This is a genomic window from Microcoleus sp. A2-C3 (assembly GCF_036706065.1).
Taxonomy (GTDB): Bacteria; Cyanobacteriota; Cyanobacteriia; order Cyanobacteriales; family Microcoleaceae; genus Microcoleus.
Genome location: NZ_JAUBVX010000074.1, coordinates 5,446 through 27,844 on the forward strand (window position 1 = coordinate 5,446; position 22,399 = coordinate 27,844).

At 47.2% G+C, this 22,399-nt stretch carries 19 protein-coding genes; 8 read left to right on the forward strand and 11 right to left on the reverse strand.

The annotated features are described in order from the left end of the window. On the reverse strand, positions 1-3,041 hold a 3,041-nt coding region (locus QUB66_RS27105), incomplete at its 3' end, for a DUF4347 domain-containing protein (protein WP_332971296.1). 496 nt (positions 3,042-3,537) lie between these two features. Between QUB66_RS27105 and mtnA the strand changes: the two genes are divergently transcribed. Genes mtnA through QUB66_RS27120 form a run of 3 tightly spaced genes read left to right on the forward strand, consistent with a single transcriptional unit; the run spans position 3,538 to position 6,117 of the window. After that, the gene (mtnA, locus tag QUB66_RS27110; RefSeq protein ID WP_332970629.1) at positions 3,538-4,599 is read left to right on the forward strand and encodes an S-methyl-5-thioribose-1-phosphate isomerase; all 1,062 of its coding nucleotides are present in this window, start codon (positions 3,538-3,540) and stop codon (positions 4,597-4,599) included. Between the two features lie 4 nt (positions 4,600-4,603). After that, entirely contained in the window at positions 4,604-5,260 is a 657-nt protein-coding gene (locus tag QUB66_RS27115) for a type IV pilin-like G/H family protein (RefSeq protein ID WP_332970628.1), read from the forward strand. A gap of 14 nt (positions 5,261-5,274) precedes the next feature. After that, positions 5,275-6,117: a sulfurtransferase gene (locus QUB66_RS27120; RefSeq protein WP_265236009.1), complete on the forward strand. Its 843-nt coding sequence runs from the start codon at positions 5,275-5,277 to the stop codon at positions 6,115-6,117. 219 nt (positions 6,118-6,336) lie between these two features. Here the strand turns inward: QUB66_RS27120 and QUB66_RS27125 are convergent, their stop codons facing one another. After that, entirely contained in the window at positions 6,337-6,684 is a 348-nt protein-coding gene (locus QUB66_RS27125) for a hypothetical protein (RefSeq protein WP_265236011.1), read from the reverse strand. A 241-nt stretch (positions 6,685-6,925) separates the two neighbouring features. On the opposite strand from QUB66_RS27125, the gene QUB66_RS27130 reads away from it, so the two are divergent. Further along, a complete protein-coding gene (locus QUB66_RS27130; protein WP_332970634.1) occupies positions 6,926-7,843 on the forward strand; it encodes a cation diffusion facilitator family transporter in 918 nt (305 codons plus the stop codon). 140 nt (positions 7,844-7,983) lie between these two features. Here the strand turns inward: QUB66_RS27130 and QUB66_RS27135 are convergent, their stop codons facing one another. Continuing rightward, complete coding sequence (locus QUB66_RS27135; RefSeq protein WP_265236013.1) at positions 7,984-8,172, reverse strand: hypothetical protein; 189 nt, start codon at positions 8,170-8,172, stop codon at positions 7,984-7,986. 331 nt (positions 8,173-8,503) lie between these two features. Between QUB66_RS27135 and QUB66_RS27140 the strand changes: the two genes are divergently transcribed. Beyond that, the gene (locus QUB66_RS27140) at positions 8,504-8,632 is read left to right on the forward strand and encodes a hypothetical protein (RefSeq protein WP_332971297.1); all 129 of its coding nucleotides are present in this window, start codon (positions 8,504-8,506) and stop codon (positions 8,630-8,632) included. A 69-nt stretch (positions 8,633-8,701) separates the two neighbouring features. Here the strand turns inward: QUB66_RS27140 and QUB66_RS27145 are convergent, their stop codons facing one another. The 4 genes from QUB66_RS27145 to metK form a co-directional block, all read right to left on the reverse strand. Further along, complete coding sequence (locus QUB66_RS27145; RefSeq protein ID WP_332970626.1) at positions 8,702-10,717, reverse strand: sensor histidine kinase; 2,016 nt, start codon at positions 10,715-10,717, stop codon at positions 8,702-8,704. A gap of 556 nt (positions 10,718-11,273) precedes the next feature. After that, a complete protein-coding gene (locus tag QUB66_RS27150) occupies positions 11,274-13,181 on the reverse strand; it encodes a HEAT repeat domain-containing protein (protein WP_332970625.1) in 1,908 nt (635 codons plus the stop codon). Positions 13,182-13,512: 331 nt separating this feature from the next. Continuing rightward, positions 13,513-14,679 (reverse strand): glycoside hydrolase family 10 protein, encoded by a 1,167-nt coding sequence (locus QUB66_RS27155; RefSeq protein ID WP_332970624.1) that lies wholly within the window; start codon positions 14,677-14,679, stop codon positions 13,513-13,515. Positions 14,680-14,801: 122 nt separating this feature from the next. Continuing rightward, a complete protein-coding gene (gene metK, locus QUB66_RS27160) occupies positions 14,802-16,064 on the reverse strand; it encodes a methionine adenosyltransferase (RefSeq protein ID WP_265236023.1) in 1,263 nt (420 codons plus the stop codon). 300 nt (positions 16,065-16,364) lie between these two features. On the opposite strand from metK, the gene QUB66_RS27165 reads away from it, so the two are divergent. Next, a complete protein-coding gene (locus QUB66_RS27165) occupies positions 16,365-18,089 on the forward strand; it encodes an AAA-like domain-containing protein (RefSeq protein ID WP_332970623.1) in 1,725 nt (574 codons plus the stop codon). A 65-nt stretch (positions 18,090-18,154) separates the two neighbouring features. Here QUB66_RS27165 and QUB66_RS27170 read toward each other — a convergent pair whose 3' ends face one another. Next, the gene (locus QUB66_RS27170; RefSeq protein WP_265236026.1) at positions 18,155-18,502 is read right to left on the reverse strand and encodes a rhodanese-like domain-containing protein; all 348 of its coding nucleotides are present in this window, start codon (positions 18,500-18,502) and stop codon (positions 18,155-18,157) included. A gap of 312 nt (positions 18,503-18,814) precedes the next feature. Next, positions 18,815-19,423: a hypothetical protein gene (locus QUB66_RS27175; protein WP_265236028.1), complete on the reverse strand. Its 609-nt coding sequence runs from the start codon at positions 19,421-19,423 to the stop codon at positions 18,815-18,817. On the opposite strand from QUB66_RS27175, the gene QUB66_RS27180 reads away from it, so the two are divergent. Both QUB66_RS27180 and rpsD read left to right on the forward strand, forming a co-directional pair. Continuing rightward, positions 19,422-19,577: a hypothetical protein gene (locus QUB66_RS27180; protein ID WP_265236030.1), complete on the forward strand. Its 156-nt coding sequence runs from the start codon at positions 19,422-19,424 to the stop codon at positions 19,575-19,577. The two genes, QUB66_RS27175 and QUB66_RS27180, sit on opposite strands and share 2 nt — an antisense overlap. A gap of 42 nt (positions 19,578-19,619) precedes the next feature. Continuing rightward, positions 19,620-20,228, forward strand: coding sequence for a 30S ribosomal protein S4 (gene rpsD, locus QUB66_RS27185; protein ID WP_265236032.1), 609 nt, complete (start codon positions 19,620-19,622; stop codon positions 20,226-20,228). 229 nt (positions 20,229-20,457) lie between these two features. Here the strand turns inward: rpsD and QUB66_RS27190 are convergent, their stop codons facing one another. Then, positions 20,458-21,888, reverse strand: a complete 1,431-nt coding sequence (locus QUB66_RS27190) for an MFS transporter (protein WP_332970622.1) — start codon at positions 21,886-21,888, stop codon at positions 20,458-20,460. A 286-nt stretch (positions 21,889-22,174) separates the two neighbouring features. Beyond that, positions 22,175-22,345 (reverse strand): hypothetical protein, encoded by a 171-nt coding sequence (locus QUB66_RS27195; protein ID WP_332970621.1) that lies wholly within the window; start codon positions 22,343-22,345, stop codon positions 22,175-22,177. Positions 22,346-22,399 lie beyond the last annotated feature (54 nt).

Below are 22,399 nucleotides of genomic sequence, written 5' to 3' on the forward strand. Positions count from 1 at the left end.
GCTGGGTTAGGACTGGTTGGGCTACTGCCAGGTGGCACAACTTCCCGAACATTGTAAGTGCCGGCCGGCAAGTTGGGAAAAATGAAACTGCCATTGGGAGAAGTACCCGTAGTGACAGAAGTTTCGCCGGCACTGAGAATACCGTCATTGTTGGTATCTAGGAAAATCGTCACTCCGGGGACACCAAGTTCTCCGGCCGCTTGAGTGCCGTTGCCGTCAATGTCGTTAAATTTGATACCAGAAATGCTGCTGAGAGTCGCGGGTATCGTTTGGTTGCCAAAATTGACTGTAGCAGGATTAGTTTGACCTGCTGCGATCGTTACTGTAGCTGGGTTAGGACTGGTTGGGCTACTGCCAGGTGGCACAACTTCCCGAACATTGTAAGTGCCGGCCGGCAAGTTGGGGAAAGCGAAGTTGCCATTGGGAGAAGTACCCGTGGTGACAGAAGTTTCGCCGGCACTGAGAATGCCGTCATTGTTGGTGTCTAGGAAAATCGTCACTCCGGGGACACCAAGTTCTCCCGCTGCTTGAGTGCCATTGCCATCTAAGTCGTTAAATTTGATACCAGTAATGCTGCCCAGCGGCGCGACAAGCACCCGCTGTGCGGAAAATTCAGAGGTGTTGCCAGCAGCGTCAATGGCTGTGGCAGTGATTAATTGACCCGGAGCGACTGCTACGGGGAAAACTTGATTGAAAGTGGCATTGCCGGCGGCATCAGTCGTGACTGTGGCAGAACCGATCGAGGTTTGACCTTGAGTGCCGGGGGGAGTGTTGGCGAAAAATTGCAGGGTGAAGGTGTTACTGGGAATGCTGTTGAAGGTTCCGGCGACGGTGACGTTGCCGGGGCCGACATTGGCGGTGGTGAGTATGGGGAAGTTTTGGAGGTTGTTGGCGCCTGTGTCGGTGTCGCCTGTATCGTTGGGGCTGGGGCCGTTGTTGCCGAGGTCGATTCCTATGCCGGCGTTGGCGAAGATCGAGTTATTTTGGATGCTGTTGCCGGTACCGGAGTCAACACCTACGCCGATATTGCCGTTATTGGCGATGATATTTCCTTCACCCGCTGCCGTACCGCCGATCGCATTATTACTTGCCGCAGCAGTAATCTGTACTCCTAGCGAGCTATTCCCTAATGGGCTAGTACCGTTGGCTGCAACGCCAATCGAATTCCCGCGCAGGATGTTTCCTGTTGCAGAAGCGCCTGTAATCTGGACGCCTAAACCGGCGCTGGGACTGCTGTTGCCGGAAATGATATTGCCAGCGCCGGCTACACTACCGCCGATCGTATTGTTGGGTGCATTGTCTACAACCACACCAATAATGTTTGGCAAAGCAGCGGTGCCTGCGGCGTTGGTGCCGATGTAGTTGCCGAGTACCGAGTTGAGAGTGGCATTGGCGTTGAGAATTTGTACGCCGAAACCGTCATTGCCGGAAATGATGTTGCGATCGCCCGCAGCAATCCCGCCGATCGTGTTGCTGGCAGCATCCTGTACGAGTACGCCAGTCAAAGTGTTACCCAAGTCTGCGTTACCGTTGACATCCGTGCCGATGAAGTTGCCCACGACTCTGTTGCCTGTGGCAGCGTTGCTGGTAGCAGGGGTGTTTTGAATGACTACACCGAAAGCATTATTGCCGGAAATGATGTTGCGCGCACCTGCGGTATTTCCGCCGATCGTGTTGCTAGGTGCATTCTGAATTGCTACGCCAAAACCGGTGTTGCCTAAGTCTGCTGTGCCGTTGATGTCGGTGCCGATGAAGTTGCCCAGTACAGTGTTGCCTGTAGCTGTGACAGCATCAATGAATACGCCAGCGCTGCCATTGCCAGAAATTAAATTGCGATCGCCCAGGTTAGTCCCGCCAATCGTGTTGTTGGGCGCACCTTGAACCTGTATGCCAGTGCCACCGTTGGGCACAGCACCAGTGCCTGCCGTGTTTGTGCCGATGTAGTTACCTCGGACGATGTTATTTGCAGCACCAGTGTTGTTGAGCCACACGCCGAAAAGACTGTTGCCAGAAATGATGTTGCGATCGGCTGCTGTACTTCCGCCGATCGTGTTGCCCGGTGCATTGTCAACCACCACGCCGCTGACGTTAGCCAAGGCAGCAGTCCCTACAGGATTGGTGCCGATGTAGTTGCCCCGCACTACGTTTCCGGTGGAAGTGTTGCCTGCGATGAAGATCCCGGAGTTGCTGAAGCGATTGATCGCTAGTCCTTGGACGGTGCTGTTGCTGCCAATGATTAGTATGCCGTTGATCCCTGCCCCGGCACTGGCTCCACTTAGCTCAATCAGTACCGTGGCTGGAGTAGTCGCAGTCGCAGGAGCCGCCCCTAGTTGGCTGAAACCGTCGATAGTTACAGCCCCGGTGATGGGTGGCAAGGAACTCAGGGGCGCGATCGTCTGCACGCCTGCACCGGGAATGGCGAAGTTAATGATATCCGCCCCAGCAGCAGCATTAGCATCAAAAATCGCTTGCCGCAGCGAACCCGGCCCAGCGTCAAGGGTATTAAGAACAGTAAACGTCGCCAAAGCGTGCGCGTAATTGGCCATCACCTCCGGCTCGATCGCCAATCCTGTTTTAACCGCTCCAGTAACGTATTCAAGTACCCAATTGCCGCCTTTTTGCGCACTCCCCGTAATATCAGCAGAAGCAGCAATATTAGCTTTTGTTAACTTGCTGAGCTTTTCTACAAAAGCTGCTCCTTTTTCACCCGCTGCTACATTACATCCGTAGAGCAGAATTTCAAATCGATTTTGAATTGAATTGACAGAGGACGAAAACCACCGTTGCAAAAAGTCGCGATACCTTTCTAAATTGTCGGAGTTCAGCTTAGTTTTTCCTAGCTGCAAACTTCCCGATTCCCCGTGAGAAATAATGTGAACGCTTTCTATACCTTTGCGGCTTTGCAATGCTTCGGAAATTTGTTCGATGCCGTCCCGCGTGCGATCGACTAAAATGACTTCTATCCCCGGTTTCACACCCGCAGCCAGACTCTGCCAATCTTCAACTGCTGAATCTACGAAGACTATTTGTAAGTTTTTCATAATTACCTTTACCCCATGCACCTAACTAGGTTTTCAAGATGTTGTTTTCGCGCGATCGCCCCAACTTCCAGCTACAGATATGGCTACCACAAAACAGCCTTCAAATCAATAAAAGTTGCCCATGTCAAACTTGACAATTATCTGTTTTTGTAATTTTTTGGAGATCGAAAGTTGGTCGATCGCACTTTTTTATTCTCAACTTAAAAAAGACTGACCCCACGTACAGCTAGCTTGTTCCCGATTCCGGAAATATTTCAAAAAATGTCAATATAATTTACACAACTTAATGTGATATTTTAAACTCAGTACAATTTTGTGAACAAGAGTGTAACTATACGCAAGTTTCAAACCCAGTAAAGTTGTAAGTATTCAGCAATTCTTCAATCTCAAACCGCAGGACGTTCGATTTTGGCAAATCCAGCCTGTCGCCCATAACATAGAGAAATAGTCGCCTTCATGGCATCATAGAAACTTGTCCCTCACATGATTGAAATCCATGACTGCTCAAAAATCCCCGGTTTCCCCCATCACCTGGATTGAAAACCGAGTTCTGCTAATTGACCAAAACCGACTGCCGAAAGAATACGGTGTAGTCGAAATTAGCCGCTCTCAAGATATGGCTGAGGCCATTAAAACTATGATAGTCCGAGGTGCTCCGGCGATCGGCGTAGCGGCAGCTTACGGGATGTATTTGGGGGCGAGGGAAATCGAAACGGGCGATCGCACCGAATTTCTAGCTAAACTAGAACAAGTTGGTGAATTATTGCGATCGACTCGTCCCACAGCCGTTAATTTGTTTTGGGCAATATCGCGAATGCTCAAAACAGCCGAGAAAACTAGCGGTTCCGTCGAACAAATACAAAAAACTTTGTTAGAAATGGCCAAAACCATTCAAGCCGAAGACTTGCAAACTTGCAAAGATATCGGCGACAAAGGCTTAGAAGTTCTGCCCGCCACACCCGAAAAATTGAACTTACTAACTCACTGCAACGCCGGTGCCTTAGCCACAGCAGGCTACGGAACAGCATTAGGTGTATTTCGTTCTGCTTGGCGAGAAGGCAGACTCGGTAGAGTATTTGCAGACGAAACTCGCCCCCGTCTCCAAGGTGCAAAACTCACAACTTGGGAATGCGTGCAAGAAGGAATTCCAGTCACATTAATCGCCGACAACATGGCCGCTCACTGCATGAAACTCGGCATGATTCACGCAGTAGTTGTCGGTGCAGATAGAATCGCTGCTAACGGCGACGCAGCCAATAAAATTGGCACTTACAGTTTAGCAATTGTTGCCAAAGCTCACAATGTCCCGTTTTTTGTTGCCGCGCCTCTATCAACAATTGATTTTGAACTTTCAGACGGCAGCCAAATCCCCATTGAAGAACGTGATGCTGTGGAAATGTATCAAGTGGGAACTACGCGAATTTGTCCAGAGGGTGTAGAATTTTACAATCCCGCTTTTGACGTAACTCCGGCGGCGTTAATCTCGGGAATTATCACCGAACACGGCACGGTTGCTCCTGGAGAGTTGAAACAGTTTCAAGCAAAACAATTAGTTTAATTGTATGTTACTCAAACGATCAATTCACGAGTTGTTGCTGCAAATAATCCCGCTTTTGTCAAGCGGGTTTGCCGATAAAATTGACGTGAAATCTGTAGAAGAAAGCCGGATATCGGTAGAGACAAGCCTGACATCTGTAAGGACACGGCAGTGCCGTGTTCCTACCGGAAATCAACTTTTAAGCAATCGTAAAAACATGACTTATATATCTCGCAACCGGCAGAGGAAAGTTGCGATTGCAGCTATAACTTTGCCAGTTGTTTTTGCTACAGTCGCTCAGGCTCAATTGTCGCCAACCTTGAAAGCTCAGGAATCAGCAGCCAAAGAATATGTGGCAGCGATGAATAAAGCTCAGCAAGCCTACTATGCAAACAATACTGGTTTTACCAGTTCTGTTTCCAATCTAGGTCTAGGCCGCATTAAAGCTGATACAGCTAACTACAAATATTCAATTAATAACGGTAACAAAGCTGTATTTAATTATGCAGTGTCGAATCAAGCTAATCTCAAAAGTTTTGTGGGAGGAGTTTTTTTGGTAGACAACAAGAGGCAAACAATTTTGTGTGTAAATGTAGCTCCGGGCAAGATTAAACCAGCTAATCCCATTAATACTAATGGGGTTTTAAACTGCGCTGCTAAAACAGCAAAAATTGTTAAATAAACTATTTTTAATTTATGTATGATTTAGCTGAAAAGTGGATTGTTAGCGCCGATTTTTCTAAGCAATTGCTGTCAGAAGGAGCTACTCTGCTTGATGCTCGCGAACCTATTTTAAAGTGGTTTTGCCGTCTCCCGCCAGCTATTCCCGTAACTTGGCAGCAATTTACCTGTTCCGACTTTCCGCACCAAGGCAAAATTATCGAAGATGATGCAGTTTTAACAGAAAAATTGCAAGCATTGGGAATTTGTCAAGACCAACCAGTCATAGTCATTGCCGATTCAGCGAAAGGCTGGGGCGAAGACGGGCGGATTGTTTGGATGCTGCGAACTTTGGGACAGGAAAAAGCCGTGTTTGTCGATGGAGGATATCGAGCTTTTGTGAAAGCTGGAATCGATCGCACAAAGCGCACAAATCATCCATCGCATCCTGGAGATTTTATTGTATCTCGCCGCGATAATAGAGCAATCAATCGAGATGATTTAAAAGCTATTTTAGGCAATGATAATTTAGCCGTGATTGACGCGAGAGAACCGCGAGAATATGCAGGTAAAACGCCTTACGGAGAAACTAGGGGCGGTCACATTCCCGGTGCGGTGCATCTCTACTACAAAGAGTTAACAAACAAGCAGGGAAAACTGCTGGAACGCGAGGAAATTGTGGCTATGTTGCAGCAGAAAGGAGTTTCGGAGTCCAGTGAGATTGTGAATTATTGCTCTGGGGGAGTTCGCTCTGCTTGGTTAACTTGTGTATTGACAAATTTGGGATTTAATGCTAAGAATTATGCAGGTTCTATGTGGGAATGGTCGGCTTCGCCGGCGGATAGCTATCCTTTGGAAAAAAGTCGTAGTGTAAGTTAGTATATTTAAGATTTATAAGAATTTTAGTCAAGTATCAGCAATCAAAATAGGTTCGATCGTTCGGACTTCAGTCCGCATCTCTCATGACTAAGCTGTTCTGCTTTTAAACAATTTAAATGCAGAACAGCTTAACTAACGCACCGTACTAAATTGTGACAAAACCCGCTAATTTATCAGGCATTTAACCTTGACAAACGGGCGGGTTTTAGTTGGACAATCTCAACCGACTTGTTCGATATACTGAGCGAGATCGTCGCGCAGGCGGCTCAGTTCGGCTTCGGTGGTGACGCGCAGGCGATCGTCCCTAACCGTAATCAGCACTTTCGCAGCAAAAGGCGTCGCCCAGATATTCGGGTTGCAGAAAACCTCCAAAAATACATCCCCTGCATACCGATATTCCATCGGTTTTTGGGGAGAAGCTTTACCACCAGCGGTTTTGGCTGCTACGGCTTTCAAGCTGTCCATCAAAGTGGCGATCGCACTTTGCAAATCCCGCGCGGCTTGCGCGGAAAAGCTAAAGGAGACAGAACCTTCAATTAAATTCAGTGTTAGCGGAGAAAGAGACATGGGCAATGAAATTTAACATACGATTGTTAATGATAAAATATACACTAACCTAAAAGAAGTACATTCCAGCTTTATTGGACTGCGAGAATGCTATTAATTGAAATTTGTCTCAAGAAGCTCGGCTAAATTAATGAATATAAATCTAGTCGCAAGCTAGGTTCTGCAATACTTTTAACCTTTTATGACTGGATCAGCTTTAAACTAGAAGCCTGAAAACTAGATGGCTGATAGAGGAGATTCTATGGTTGCCGATAACCGTTCCGAAGTCCGCAAGGTTTTAATCATTACCTTATTGCTAAACTTGCTAGTGATGGCAATTAAAGCAGCCGTGGGATGGCTGACAGGTTCCCTGAGTTTGCTGGCAGATGCCTTGCACAGCGTCACTGACAGCGCTAATAATATTTTAGGATTGGTAACTAATCATTATGCCAATCCGCAGCCCGATCGCGATCATCCCTACGGACACCAGAAATTTGATGCTCTCGGAGCTCTGGGAATTGCGGTTTTTCTGGGAATTGCCTGTTTTGAAATTCTCAGCGGTGCTGTCGAAAGGTTGCTACACGGCGGTAAAGTTGTCAAAATATCCCCAAATGAACTGTGGATTTTGCTGCTGGTACTGGGAATTAATATTTTTGTCACGTTTTACGAGCGCAGAGTTGGCGAACGTCTCCGCAGCTCGATTTTGGTGGCGGATGCTCAACACACGATGAGCGATGTTTGGGTGACAATTATGGTCATCGGCGGGTTGATCGGTGTTTGGCAAGGTCAGGTTTTAAACATACCTCAATTGCAATCCCTGGACGTGTTTTTGTCTTTTCCTGTGGCTCTTTTGGTATTTAGCAGCGGTTGGAAAGTTTTAAGGGAAAATTTGCCTTGGTTGGTGGATGAAATGGCGATCGCCCCGGAAACTATCCAGGCGATCGCGATGGATGTGCCCGGAGTTGTCAACTGTCACTCGATCGCCTCCCGTGGCATGATCGGGCGTCAAGTGTTTATTGATATGCACATGATCGTCAATGCTGTCGATGTAGAAACTGCTCACCAGATTACAGAAGAAGTAGAAGCCCGTTTGGAAGAACGTTTCAGCCCTGTACGCATCTTAATTCACGTCGAGCCTCCGGCTTACAAGTCCGACCAAATTAGCTACGAAGCCCAATAGAAGGAAGAAGGAAGAGGGAAGAAGGAAGAAGGAAAGAGGAAGAGGGAAGGAGGAAATATCTAGGCCGTATCCCCCAGTAAACAGCAGGTTGAGGGAGGAACGAGGAAGGGAGTTTTTGCGATCGGCATTCCTCGATTTTTTTAAATCTTATCAATCGGATTCAAGCGATCGCACTTCATTTTGTGGCGCTTTTCCACAGGAAAAGGGGGGTTTTCCACAGGAATCGGCAAGTTTTCCACAATAAATTTGATAATTATCGATCGCAAGACTATTGGTACAAGTTGGCAGTTTTTTGGATTTCTACAGCCATTTTCTGTCGCAAGTCCCAAGGTAGCAGAATTTCGACTTGTGAGCCCAAAGCTCGCAACCACCGAGCGCGGGTAGTAGTCTGTCACTCATTCATTCAGTTGACAGTTGACAGTTGACAGTTGACAGTTGACAGTTGACAGTTGACAGTTGACAGTTGACAGTTGACAGTTGACAGCACTTGACAAAAGAAGTCCGAGGATTGGAGTAATGAATCGTCTGATTTTAATTTCTCCTCGCTCAGGGTTCCGGCTTTAAACCAATTCTTTCTCGTAAGTGACTTGATAGCAAGCATCGTCGGTTGGGCGACACTGGAAGATTTCTCAAAGAGCCGATCGCTCTTGTGGATGGGGGATGTATTGTGTGATTAATCTGGCGGCGCGCGCGATCGTACTCTATGGCGCTAAAGGTATGATCAATGCTGATTCCCAGCAGGTAGGATTGAGCAAAAGTGCGATCGAACCGCAATACCATCGTGTATAGCCGTTCGATCGCGTGGTGAGGAGAGCCTCATGCCCTATGCCCTATGCCCTATGCCCTATGCCCTATGCCCTATGCCAGATCCCGTTCGCGTATCTGATCTTTCTGAGAAAGGCTATATGAACTATTTCCTGCTGGTATGCGGACAGTAAAAATAGACCCTTTGCCCTCCTCACTTTCCACCAAAATCTCCCCGCCCATCATCTGACAGTAGTTGCGGCTAATTGTCAGCCCCAATCCAGTGCCGCCGTACTGGCGCGTCGCCGAACCATCAGCTTGGGTGAATGCTTCAAACAATTTGTGCTGCTGTTCTTCAGACATTCCAATGCCAGTATCTTTAACTCGAAAGCAAATCCAATCTGATGCTTCAACATGAGCACCTGGACAAGCAATCGAACTCGATTTAGTGCAGCCCGCAGCCATTGAATTGTCAACATCCGACAGCTTAGCTGCATTCGATTCTCCAGTGCCTTCAGTGCGGCTGACGCTGATTTTTATCCTGCCGTTTTTGGTGAACTTAGCAGCATTGTTCAGCAGATGCAGCAGCACTTTCTGCACTTTCGCCAAATCTGCGTGCATTGTGCCGACAGTTTGATTATCGCACTCTATTTCTAAAACATTGCCATTCTTTTCTACCGACAATTTCATCGTCAACGCCACACGATCAACCAACGATTCGATGTCAAATTCTCCGATGTTGAGTTTCACACCACCCGCTTCAATTTTTGACAAATCGAGGATATCGTTAACCAAAGATAGTAAGTGCGTACCAGCATTTTCAATCTTATCTAAGTCATCAACAAAATCTTTGTATCCGAAATCCTTAGCATCTTCTAAAAGTAGTTGACTGTAGCCGATAATCGCGTTTAAAGGCGTCCGCAACTCGTGGCTCATATTGGCGACAAACTGGCTTTTAGCAGTGCTAGCCGCTAAGGCTTCTTCCTTAGCTTGTTCCAATTCTTTTGTATGTTCTGAAACTCGCTCGATCAAGTGATTGAGAGACACAGCTAATGAGCCTATTTCATCTTGTCCGGTGACGGGTGCTCGCAAATCAAAATTCGACTCGGAGGCTACTTGTTCGGCTACCTGGGTGACGCTGATGACTGGTTTGGCGATCGCCCGACTGGTACGGTAAGCCACAATTCCGGCGATCGCTACCGAAAGCAGCATACTAATAATGATGATGCCCTTTTCGATTCCTTGGGCATCCTCCATCACTACACCGCCTTGCCACTCTTGCTGCTGGGCAATATCGAGGACTTTGCTCAATTCCTGAAGATGGCTGTCGAGCACTTTTGCACCTTCTCCGCTTTCTGTAGCCAACATTTTTCGGGCAGACTCTATCTCCAGAGGCGAGAGTTGCGATTGCTGGATTTGCTGCAAAGTTGATTTGAGAGTATCGGCGTAGGATTCTAAATTTTCCGTGCAATCTTGCAGTAAACCTTTGAGAACTTCCGGCTTTGCTGCCAGCCAAGCGGGTTGGCTATCAGCAAACTTTTCTATGCGAAACCGCAAGTTTTTTGCCTTGAGAATACTCTGGGAAAACTGTTTTTCTTGGAGTTGGAGCTTGGCAGAATCATCTACAAAAGAATCTAGCTGTGCTCCCTGCAATTGTGCAGCCAGCGCTGCATCTTTAAAATTTCCGAGCAATTGCGCTTGTGCGTGAGCATCATTGAGTTGTTTTAATCCTTCTCCTTGGTAGAAGTCGGCAATCACCAGTCCGCTCAGGGAGCCAATAAAGCCGATTCCTATTGCTAGAAAATACCCACCGCCAATTTTTTGATGGATGCGCCAACCTGCAATGTTAGATGGCAAAATTTTGCTGAGTTTCAAGGATGCTCTTTTCAAAAAATCATGGATGGATACTTTGGGATGTGGGGTTTCTACAGAAGAAATTTGTTCGGACACAAAGAGCCTCATTAGTTTACCTACATTGCTTTGTTTTGGGTTGACCTCTGGCGTTACCACAGGTTTTTTCTGCTGGTTAAATTGTTCTAACTCTGGATTTAACTCATTCTTACCTTCCCAAATAGCAACCGATAAACTTGCTTCGTTCCCTGTTTTTTTGAGCAAGTTAATTTTTGACATATGCAACCGCTGTATTCTGTTAAAATCTACCACGTTCTTAAGTTCTTCAAAGGGGAAAGCTTGTCTGTTTTCCAGTAGACATCTGCGAAAAAGTATCTGAAACTCTGATCGAGTTTGAGGAGAAACTTAAATTCGGTTGATGTCTAATTGATAATTAGGCTGTTGATGGCTGTTGCCAAATTACTTTTTCGACTGGTAAAAGTCTCCAGCAGGCAAAAAATTAAATATTTATCCCGGCAGTGAATTATTGCTGCATAGAATATTACAGGCAGAAAATTCTGTCTGATGTGTTTTGCCTGTGATTCGCCCAAAGCTGATATTGTCTGTTGACAATGCACCCGATTCCTCAGCTTTGGGGTTTTGCTGCCAGTAATGCGACGATTGCTTGACAGTTTTTGTTGAGCATCCGACTACTTTTTACCACAGAATGTCATAAATGTGGCAGCCGATCGCGCTTTTGCACCCTGGTGATCGACTTTTGGCATACCTGCCCGCGCAAGTCGCGTAAGTTGAGTATAACTTTATGACTTACCAAAAAAAACCGGGTTCCTGCGGGTTAACTGTTGGCAATTGCGAGTTCTGTAGCGGTCAATTCGATCGCAAGTGCTAACTTACCATTTCTACCCAAAGCTTGATCTGCCAATTCCACCATCCAGCGATTCGGCCTAGCTTGGGGTCTGGCGGCGAGTACCAGGGCCCAAGCTTCCCGTTCTTTGCCCCGGCCCAACACCGCAGCACAAACAGTCAAAGCTGCGGCTGTTGAACGGCTGATGCCGCTTCGACAGCAGACGAGCAATTGGCCGGGGTGCGCCGATATTTGGCGGGCGAAGTCAATAATTTGAAGTACATCATCAAGTGTAGCCAAAACGCGATCAGGGTCGTCAACGGGGGTTTCGAGGTCATTAAATTCTAGCCGGAGTCGGTTCGGGACTTTGTGAAAAGTTTTGGGTTCGGCTACACCCGGACTGCTGATCGAAATCACGTATTTGAGAGCCCGCCCCGCAGCGCGATCGATAATATACTCGCTGGCTTCTGCTTCCGAAGCAATCAGGATTTTCGGCAGTTTTTCACCCGATAAATCCGTCGCAACTTCCTCCTCAAAATAAACTGTTTTTACCTCAGCGCCGATATCCGGCAAATATTGGGCTGCTAGGGCGCGAATGTCAGCAAATTCGCGTTTTAAAGCTGCTTCCAGAGCTAAAATAGCCGCGGTTGAGCCAATTTGACCGAGGGATTTAACAGCCTTTTGGCGGACTCCAGAGGTTTCGTCTTCCAGCAGCCGCACCAAACCTGCGACAGCCTCGTCTGTCCCAATTTCCCCCAAAGCAGCAGCAACTCTCCATCGCACATAGGATTCACTGTCGCTTCGTGCGATCGCCAGTCCCGCTGCGACCATTTTTTGCAAGTTAGCATCTCCGGCTGTATTGATGTTCCCCAAGGCAACAGCCGCCCTGCCGCGCACGAAAATGTCTCGATCCGAGAGCGATCGCATTACTGCCACCGCAGCCACCTCGCTGCTGATTTCCCCCAAGGCAGAAACTGCACTGCCGCGCACATCTGAGTCCTGATGGTTGAGGGCTTGCAGCAGCCCAGCCACAGCCGTTTCCGTCCCGATTTGTCCCAAGGCTTCGGCGGCCCTCAAAGAAACGGCATAGGAGTCAGGATCGTGAAGCAATTCTACTAAGCGGGGTACTGCGTCGCGATCGCCAATTTTCCCCAAAGCCGCCGCCGCCCTAGCGCGGACGAGTTGATTTTCGTCTCTGAGGGCGCAAAGCAGCCCCGGAACCATCTCAGAACCGCCGATTTTCCCGCAGTTGACGGCCGCCCGCCAGCGCACTTCCGCGTCTTCGTGTTTCAGGGCTTTGAGCATGGCGGGGACAGCTATTTTCGGGTTAATTTTACCCAAGGCCCAAACCGCCCAGGCGCGAACTCCGGGGGCTTTGTGGTTGAGGGCTTCGATCAGTGCTGCGGCTGCTGGTTTCGAGTCAATTTCTCCCAGGGTCCAAGCCGCCCAAGCTTGTACTTGGGAATCTTCCGATTCGAGCACCTGCGCTAATTCAATTACTGCCGCCCTTGAGCCAATTTGCCCGATCGCGCGAATGCCATGAAGGCGCACTGCACTTTCTTTGTGGTTCAAGGCTTTGACAAGCATCGGAATTGCCATGTCGGAATTTGTTAGTGCCAACAGTTGAATTTTGAGCTGCGGCGAAGTTTTAATTTTTTTGATTAAATTTACTGTTTTTAGTTGAAACTCCGGCTTTACCATTCCTGCTAGCTTCGAGCCGAGTTTTAAATTTACTTTTAGGGCTAATTTTATGGCGCGCAAAGCCAGACTTTGCTGTTTTACTTGCGGCAATATTGCCGCCAATTTGTGCATTCCTTGTTTTTGTTTCAAATATTTTTGGTTGAATTCAGCATCGCTGAGCTCTGGTAGCTGTTGGATGAGGGTTGCTGCTGAGTTCATTGATTTATCCTCATATTTTGGCGATCGCGTGAGATTGCTCTTTTAAATTCGCTGTCATAAAAAAATAAGTCTGCACTACAAAACTCAACTTATAAAAAAACTTGCACCACTTATAAAATATGTCGGATTCGACTATTTTAACAACTCCCAAATGATTGATTATCTGTTTTTTTGCGATCGGCTTAACAATTAGTAGCGCTGGCTGCTTGGCATAGATGCACTGTTAACTAGACGAGCTTCGCGCTATATCATTTTATACCAATTTGGCTGGAAATATCGATCGACCGTTGAACGCAGCAAAGCAGAAACAGCCCGATTCCGTCACAGTCTCTCACCTCGCATAGGGCCCATTTTTCAAAGCCTTAGCCAAAGCATTATCGTGATCCCGCAAACCTTCGTAAAAAAACAGCACTTCTCCTGGAATGCCACGAGCGCGGTTATAAGCAATTACTTGTAACAACAGATCGGGATTCATGCTATACTTACTACCTCGATTCGCCAACAAAACACCGGGCGACACGCAATGCACTTGTTCGCCAGTAAGTTGTTGATCAATTAGTCGATCGACCAATTGTTTGTAACCGTTAAAATCGCGGCGGTAAAACTGCGGGTGAAGCATATCGACCAACTTTCTGTCAACCCAAGACTTAGAATCTTGCAAATATTCCACCAATCCCCATTCATAGGGACTTGGCGACATCGACAGCAACAAATCAGGATTAATAGCCTTCAATTCTCGGTGCAATCGAGCGACAAACTCAGTAATTATACCAGCGCGCCAGTGCAGCCAATGTTGCTCTCTCGGATTCTGTGGCGGTTCTCTCCCGCACTCTTGGCGGTAGCGTTTAACCGTTTTTGCATCATAACCGCCTTCACAGGGTAGCGCAATGCGATCGTCTCCTTGAACACCATTTACCGGATAATTCCTAGCAACTTCCAGCATCAACCCCAGCAAAAAATCTTGCACTTCCGGGTCAAGAGAATTCATCCATTCAAAGTTATTTTTCTTAAGTAAATTGCCGCTGCAATCATGCGCCGCCCACTCAGGTTTCTTTGCCAGCAAATGACCGCCGTTGAGATTGTAAGAACTCACAAATCCGTATTCAAACCAAGGAATAACTTTTAAACCAACTCTATTAGCCTCAACAATTAATTCTGCTAAAGGGTCGCGACCTTGATAGCGTGCGTCAATTTCTACCCCAAATTGTTCGCGCATAATTTGAGAAGGATAAGCAGTAAAACCTCGGTTCCAAACTACAGGAAATACTGTATTAAATCCCGTATCGGCGAGAAATTCCATTGCTTCAGCAATTCGCTGTTTTGAGGTGAGAACTTTGCAGTCGGTGCTTGGTATCCAAACGCCGCGAATTCCATGATTGCGAGGATCAAAGGTGGTTGGCGTTATGGGATTTTTTGCGTTGACTGGAACCGCAAACTGCTGTTTTAACAAAGATTTGAAACTGCTAATCACTGACTGGAATGGCTCTAAAAATGGCATTGAGTCTAATGATTTACCAGATTTTGTACAATTTTTTATGATTAGCAACGGGCTAGAAGCCCGTTCCACAATTAATCAAATTTCTTGTGGGGTGGGCCGAAGAACCCGCCCCTGAAATTTTACTATCCAGCTACTCCAGACAACTGCTGGCTCAAGGCTTCCTTCAAAAGCTCGGCCTTATCAGTTTGCTCCCAAGGCAAGTCTAAATCAGTGCGTCCGAAGTGACCGTAAGCCGCCACATCTTGATAGAAACGACCGCCTCTTTCAGCAGGCAAATTCTGCAAATTAAATGCCTGAATGATTCCCGCCGGACGCAGTTCAAAATGCTGCTTCACAACTTCTAAAAGGCGATCGTCATCAACTGTTCCAGTGCCAAAAGTTTCGATCATCATGCTAACAGGCCGCGCTACGCCGATCGCATAACTCAACTGCACTTCACACTTTTCGGCCAAACCAGCAGCCACGATATTTTTAGCAACATAGCGACAAGCATAAGCCGCGCTGCGGTCTACCTTCGTGGGGTCTTTGCCCGAAAAAGCACCGCCGCCGTGACGGGAATAGCCGCCGTAGGTATCCACAATAATTTTGCGGCCAGTCAAACCCGAATCTCCTTGAGGCCCGCCGACGACAAATTTGCCAGTGGGGTTGACAAGGAAACGAGTTTCTGCATCTGGCTTGATGCTAATATCGGCAAACACGGGTTGGACGACAGCAGTCCAAAGATCTGCTTTAATCTTGGCTTGAACTGCGGCTGTATCAGTGATATCGCCGATCGCCTCAGTGTGCTGCGTAGAAATTAAGATCGTATCAATGCCAACAGGTTTCCCGTCTTCGTAACTTACGGTAACTTGGCTTTTGCCGTCGGGACGCAGGTAAGGCAATTGACCAGTTTTGCGGACTGCGGCCAATTGACGGCAAATCCGGTGCGCTAAACTAATCGGCAGAGGCATCAATTCCGGCGTTTCGTTGCAAGCAAAGCCGAACATCAAACCTTGGTCGCCAGCACCAATGGCATCCAACTCCTCTTCACTGGATTGTTCCCGACTTTCATGAGCCGTATTCACCCCTTGGGCAATATCGGGAGATTGAGAGTCAAGAGCCACCAACACTGAGCAGCTATTAGCAGAAAATCCGTTGTCAGGGTGGATATAGCCAATATCGGCTATTTTTTTCCGCGCCAACTCTATGTAATTTACGTGAGCTTTAGTGGTAATTTCGCCCGTCAGCAGCATCAAGCCCGTATTGACGACAACTTCGGCAGCCACGCGGCTTTTAGGGTCTTCAGTCAGTAAGGCATCTAAGATTGTATCTGAAATTTGATCGCAGATTTTATCGGGATGGCCTTCAGTAACAGATTCAGAGGTAAACAGGTAGCGGCGTGACAATGATTATTTCTCCTTTGATTGGTGTGAATCCTGTTTGACATCGACGACAGACGACTGATTTTCCAGGTAGAGGCGCAGAATTATCGCGTCTGGGCCACCGTCGAATTTTTGTCGGTCTGGTGCGAGTTTAAGCAGGGTTTGAGATTAGCTAAAGTGACACTACTATAGCAAACTCAGTTCCGGGAAGTCCCGAAAAACTGAGATTGTGTAGGATTGTCGATCGAACTTTGACTGCGATCCTGCACCCCCCTAACCCTAGAAAGGTAAGATACAGTCAGGGTATCGCCTCGCGGATGCACTATGGCAGGAATCGAAAAATCACCAAATTTAATCCAAACGGTTGCAGACTTAGAATTTCCCGGCGGCCCAATACCGCTTGACTCTCGATTTTATATCAATCGATCGCCCGCCGAAGCCAGAGCTTGCGCAGAAATTGGCAAGCCAGGGAGTCTAATTCGGATTAAAGCTCCCAGAAAAATGGGCAAAAGTTCGCTGATGCTGCGGATAATTAACGCGGCGGTCGATCGCGGATACCGCACAGTCACTGTAGACTTTCAGCAAGCCGACGAAGCAGTTTTTGCTACTTTAGATAAATTTTTGCGCTGGCTGTGTGTCAATGTCGCTCGCCAACTCAAACTCGAACCAAATCTCGATGAATTCTGGGATGAAGATATGGGGAGCAAAGTAAGCTGCTCTCTTTACTTTGAAAACTATTTGCTCGAACAAATTGACAGTCCCCTTGTCTTGGTACTCAACGAAGTAAACCGAGTATTTGAACGCGCCAAAATTGCTCAAGAATTCCTGCCACTGCTCCGTTTTTGGTACGAACAAGCACGACAGAGCGAAACCTGGGAAAAACTGCGAATTGTGGTCATTCACTCGACAGAAATTTATATTGCTTTGAGTCTAAATCAATCTCCATTCAATGTAGGACTGCCGATTAAACTCTCCCAATTTACTACTGAACAAGTCGAAGATTTGGCGCGCAGGCACGGACTGAACTGGAGCGATAGCTATCCGATTGAGCAATTAATGCAAATGGTAGGCGGTCATCCTTATTTAGTGCATTTAGCGCTGTATCACCTGGCAATTTTGCAGGAAAACCGCCTGTCGGTTGCGGAACATGAGTCTGGGGAGGAACTGGGGCGAGCCGAGTTGGAACAACTATTAAAAACAGCTCCTACTCAAAGCGGCATTTATAGCGACTACTTGCGAAATCAGTCGATCGCGATTCAACAGAATCCCGAACTCGCCGCCGCCTTCCAACAAGTTCTTGATACTAAAAATAGCATTCACCTCGAACCTTTGATGGCCTATCAGTTAGACAGCATGGGACTTGTCAAATTAGAGGGAAATAACTGTAGTTTGTCTTGCGAATTGTATCGCCTGTATTTTCAAGACCAAAATTTGTGCGAGGACAGTTTCTCGGCTGTTGGTTGGGAGGAGTTGCAGCAAGAAAATGAAAGGCTGCTAGCTTTGGTGAATGTGGACGAACTTACTCAAATTGGCAACAGACGGCATTTTGACAGTTGCTTGCGAGCAGAATGGAAACATAATGCTCGCGATGGCTCTCCAATATCTTTAATTTTGTGCGACATCGATTATTTCAAAATATATAATGATACCTACGGACATCAAGCTGGAGATAGTTGTTTGCGATCGGTTGCTCAAGCAATTCGCCGAGCCCTCCAGCGTCCCGCTGATGTAGCCGCTCGCTACGGTGGCGAGGAGTTTGCTGTGATTTTACCTCAAACTGATGCGGCGGGTGCTCTGTTGGTTGCCGAACATATTAGAACCAAAGTTAAAGCTGTGAATATTGTTTTTAACCCGGAGAGTGTTGACTGTTTGCCTAATTCTGTGGTGACAATTAGTTTGGGAATTGCCAGCGTTGTTCCGGGGCCGGAAAATGATGCAGCAACGCTGGTACTGGCGGCTGATGAGGCTCTTTACGACTCGAAAAGGCACGGGCGCGATCGATCGACTATGAGCACGCTTTTAAATTTTCGATTTGCTGCTGTTAATTGAGCTACTCGGCGGTTGAAACCGCTACTATACAAACGAAGTCCGCCGGACGCCGACTCAAGAATTTTTCAATAGCGGGGGATGGTGCGATCGACTACCATTGAGTAAGCATCGATCCCGCCAACGATATTTTTAACGTTGGTAAATCCTCGATCGCTCAACCAGTGACACATTTGAGCCGATCGCACTCCATGATGGCACAGAACTAGGGTTTCTGTGTCGCGGTTTAGTCGATCGTCAATTTCACCAGACCATTCGGCAAACTCGCTCAGAGGAAAAGCTACAAATCCCGGTAGCGCCGCGAGTTCAATTTCATCAGGTTCCCGCACGTCTACAAGCTGCAATTTATCAGCATTGGTTTCTGCTAAATAGCGACCTAATTCTTCGACTGTAATTTGAGCAAACATTTCTGACATTTGATTATAAAAAAAGAAGTCATTGGTCATTATTCATTGGTCATTAGTCATTGGTCATTAGTCATTGGTCATTGGTCATTCGTCCTGAATCAGTTAACAGTTAACAGTCAACTCTTCGGACAGTTTCATGGATGACGAATAGGAGCTATAAACCCGGTTTCTAGGAGTTTTACGTCCATTCACGAGAAAACTCGTAGAAACCGGGTTTCTGAGGTCGCAAGTGCGTCCACAGATTGTTGTGAGGACGGTCGTACTCACAACAATTACCAATTAGCAATTAGCAATTCCCAATTCCCAATTCCCAATAACTAATTAATTGAGCCGCGAAGGCGGTGGCATTAGCTCCATAGGAGGCGTCGGTGCAGGACGCCCGTCCAACTGGCTGACTGTGCCCCTGGGATCGAGACAACTGGCAATTAACCTGTCCGTGGGAAAGTCGAGCCTGCCGCTCAACCCGACTACACATTCAGCAAACACTTCTGGCAATAAACTGCGGCGGCACCCATCAAGCGTTAACAGGGCAGCAGCAGGTTGAGTTTTAGTTTTACTGTTAATATTCACCACGCAAGTAGTCAATTCGTCGGGGCGTCTCACCTGCCGACAGCTAGAGAGCGCTTCGAGGCCAGAAATATTGGTTTTGCGGTTGATTTGGAGGGTGCATCGAGATATATCGCGGGGGTGGAGGGCGTCGGCACAAGCTGCTGCTGCTGCCTCGGCCCCGACTCCGGCTTCGATTAGTTCCTTAGCGCAGACGCGATAGGGATTTTGAGTGCGAGGGAATCTCAGAGTGATCGCTGATGCTGGCGAGATTGGCAGTGCTGCTGCTAACAAACTCAGCGCGACTAGGGGAGTGCCGAGAGCCAACATCCAGCGCGGTGCTGGCTTTGGGGAAGCAGTGCGGAAAAAATTGGGGTTGTGCATGGCAGCTCGATTTGTGAGTTTTTTGGGCTGGTTGGGTCGATCGCGCGATCGGCTTTTACTTCAAAATTTACCGCACATTACGGATGGCTGCGGTCGATCGATTTTTTTTATCGATTTTTGTGCAAATTTTCACCGTTACCAACATATAATATAGAGTCTGCATAAAATTGCATACAGAAATTAGAGAGGAAAATAAATGTCTCGATATCGAGGCCCCCGATTAAGAATCGTCCGTCGCCTGAAAGAGTTGCCGGGTCTAACCCGGAAAACTCCCAGACGGGATTATCCGCCTGGGCAGCATGGTCAAAACCGCAAAAAGCTCTCTGAGTACGCGGTTCGATTGCAGGAGAAGCAAAAACTCCGTTTCAATTACGGTGTGACGGAACGCCAACTGCTCCGTTACGTCCGCAAAGCCCGCCGTGTCACCGGCTCCACAGGTCAAGTGTTACTGCAATTCTTGGAAATGCGCTTGGACAATACTGTGTTTCGGATGGGAATGGCTCCAACCATTCCGTCCGCTAGACAATTGGTAAATCACGGTCACATCACTGTTAACGATCGTGAAGTGAACATCGCCAGCTATCAGTGCAAGCCTGGTGAAGTGATTGCAGTGAAAAACAGAGAGCGATCGCGCACGATGGTTGAAGCTAATCTCAAAGATCCAGGCTTGGCTAACTTGCCCAGTCACTTGGAATTTGACAAGCAAAAAATGGTTGGCAAAGTTAACGGCATTGTCGAACGTGAGTGGATTGCTCTTCAGATTAACGAACTGCTAGTTGTGGAATACTACTCGCGGCAAGCTTAATTTATTAGTCATTAGTGCGAGCGTCCTCGCTCGCACGCAAACCTTATTAGTCATCAGTTAGTTGCTAGCAAAAAATCAATAATTGGGTTTGTCCCTAGTTATTAGTTAATTGTTACTGAATAGTGAGGACTAAGGACTAAGGACTAATTTTTTAGAAACAGCTATGCTGAAGGCTGAAAAAAGCTTTTCAACGGTCAATGATTAACTGTTAATGGTTAATCGTTGGCCGTTAATCGTTTAATTTGAAAAGTCCAAAAGTGGGGACGATCGACCTCAGCGACACACTGCGGGGTTCTCGTACCAAAATCAAAGGCAGCAATCCCACCAGCCGCACAGCAGCCGAAAGGGCAAACAGTGCCCCCAAACTCATGCCCGGAAGTTCGGCAAGAAAGCCTCCGGTGGTAGTTCCCAAAGCCCCAGCTAATCCCGAAACTGCTGCGGCGATCGCAAAATAAGTCGATGGTTGTTCGATCGACGCGATCTCCATTTGAATATTGTTAGTACAAAGCCCGATCGCCCCTAAAGTCGTTCCCCCCAGCAAGTGCAGCAGCGGCAGCCACACCCACACCGCAAACGGGTAATTGCCCGTACCCAGCCACAGCAAAGGCGTTACAGCCACCACCAGCCCCACCGCAATCAACAACGGGCGATTTCCCCAGCGATCGGCTAACTTGCCCCAAAACATCAGCAGCAGCAGATTTGCTGCGGAACTCAAGCTGCAATAAATCGTGACCAAACTCACATCTAAGCTTAAATCTTTCAACAGGTAGATATTAAAAAAAGGCGCGCTCAGATTAACTGCAAATGTCCACACGCTAAAGTAAAGAATAAACATTAAGAAATTAGAATTTTTCAGCACTGAAGGCACAAAATCTGTTAATTGCTTTTCTTTTTTCTCTGGGAGTCGATCGCTCTCTGCATCTTTTCGGTATGTCTGCGGATTCACATCAACCATCAAGAATTGATACCCCAAACTAATCATTCCCGCCACAACACCCAAAAATAAAACAACACCATAGCCCAAAATTGGGTGGGAATCCCAGGCTGACACGAACAGTCCCATTAGTGGTACTCCCAGTAAAGCAACTAAGCTGGTAGCACTGTTGCGAAAGCCAAAATAGCGTCCCCGCAAACGGTGAGGAACCACCGCAGCCATCCAACTAAACCAGTTAGAAGTGGCAAAAGCTGCGATCGCGCTAGCGGCTAGGACTGTTGCTAGCGTCCACTGGAGCAGTTGTTGGCGATCGGCGCGGGAAGGCTGCCAAACAATTGCGACTACCAGCACCAGCCACAGCAGCCGCGACACGCCGAATATCGCTAGGTTGTACCAGTGGCGGCTAGTTGTGCGATCGGCGATGTACGCTCCTAATGGTTGCAGGAGATTTACCAGCATCGGAATAGCAGATAATATGCCTATTTCTACGCTGCTTGCGCCGAGTTGCAGCAAGAAGTTGCTCAGTAGCAGGCCGGTAGTCGCCGACTCGAAGACCGCGGCAAAAACGCCTTCTATAGTTGAGGCTTTGAGCGTCAATCTAATATCTTGTTTGGAAAATTTGAGAGGTGTTTGTGAAGGTAGAACGAGTTGAGATATTTTCTTTTCTAGTATTTCAGGAGTCTGAATAAATAGATGTTTATTTGACTCTGTAACTGGTTCAACCATAGTCAGATAATTTTAGATTTTATATTTGCACAATTCTTATTTTGTAAAAGTTTGAGGGTTGCTGGAGATTTAATTATTTTCGCCGATAAATGTCGATAAAATTTATTTTTTTTACTACAAATTGCTGAGTTTGCCTATTAAGATAAAGCCAGTCCCACTTTCAAGATGTTAGCTTGAAAGTGAGACTGGCACTTCCGGGTAATTATGATTAATATAGTTGATCGTCGGTCGCTGTGGCATCGACCGCTTGGAAGATATAAACGTTGTGACTGCTAAAACCTAGGTTTTAGGGCTTAACAAGCAAGCGATCGCAACATTTAGCCAAAAATTGCTCTAATTCTCTGTCAAACAAGTCGCCCCAAGGCTCAAAATAAATTTGGCGCGATCGCCTCCACTCTGCTCTCAAACCTTTAGGGTTAGCTAAATCTATATAATAGACCTCCTGCGAAAATATCAAATGCTCGCCTGTTGTAATGATAAATACAGGTCATAATTGTAAATTCCTGCAATT

What these genes read in the sequence shown, in the direction of transcription:
- QUB66_RS27120 (WP_265236009.1), top strand. Translation starts at nt 5,275, where the DNA reads ATGTATGATTTAGCTGAAAAGTGGATTGTTAGCGCCGATTTTTCTAAG.
- mtnA (WP_332970629.1), top strand. Translation starts at nt 3,538, where the DNA reads ATGACTGCTCAAAAATCCCCGGTTTCCCCCATCACCTGGATTGAAAAC.
- rpsD (WP_265236032.1), top strand. Translation starts at nt 19,620, where the DNA reads ATGTCTCGATATCGAGGCCCCCGATTAAGAATCGTCCGTCGCCTGAAA.
- QUB66_RS27145 (WP_332970626.1), bottom strand. Translation starts at nt 10,717, where the DNA reads ATGTCAAAAATTAACTTGCTCAAAAAAACAGGGAACGAAGCAAGTTTA.
- QUB66_RS27155 (WP_332970624.1), bottom strand. Translation starts at nt 14,679, where the DNA reads ATGCCATTTTTAGAGCCATTCCAGTCAGTGATTAGCAGTTTCAAATCT.
- QUB66_RS27190 (WP_332970622.1), bottom strand. Translation starts at nt 21,888, where the DNA reads ATGGTTGAACCAGTTACAGAGTCAAATAAACATCTATTTATTCAGACT.
- QUB66_RS27170 (WP_265236026.1), bottom strand. Translation starts at nt 18,502, where the DNA reads ATGTCAGAAATGTTTGCTCAAATTACAGTCGAAGAATTAGGTCGCTAT.
- QUB66_RS27165 (WP_332970623.1), top strand. Translation starts at nt 16,365, where the DNA reads ATGGCAGGAATCGAAAAATCACCAAATTTAATCCAAACGGTTGCAGAC.
- QUB66_RS27115 (WP_332970628.1), top strand. Translation starts at nt 4,604, where the DNA reads ATGTTACTCAAACGATCAATTCACGAGTTGTTGCTGCAAATAATCCCG.
- QUB66_RS27125 (WP_265236011.1), bottom strand. Translation starts at nt 6,684, where the DNA reads ATGTCTCTTTCTCCGCTAACACTGAATTTAATTGAAGGTTCTGTCTCC.
- QUB66_RS27140 (WP_332971297.1), top strand. Translation starts at nt 8,504, where the DNA reads ATGTATTGTGTGATTAATCTGGCGGCGCGCGCGATCGTACTCTATGGC.
- QUB66_RS27130 (WP_332970634.1), top strand. Translation starts at nt 6,926, where the DNA reads ATGGTTGCCGATAACCGTTCCGAAGTCCGCAAGGTTTTAATCATTACC.
- QUB66_RS27150 (WP_332970625.1), bottom strand. Translation starts at nt 13,181, where the DNA reads ATGAACTCAGCAGCAACCCTCATCCAACAGCTACCAGAGCTCAGCGAT.
- QUB66_RS27175 (WP_265236028.1), bottom strand. Translation starts at nt 19,423, where the DNA reads ATGCACAACCCCAATTTTTTCCGCACTGCTTCCCCAAAGCCAGCACCG.
- QUB66_RS27180 (WP_265236030.1), top strand. Translation starts at nt 19,422, where the DNA reads ATGGCAGCTCGATTTGTGAGTTTTTTGGGCTGGTTGGGTCGATCGCGC.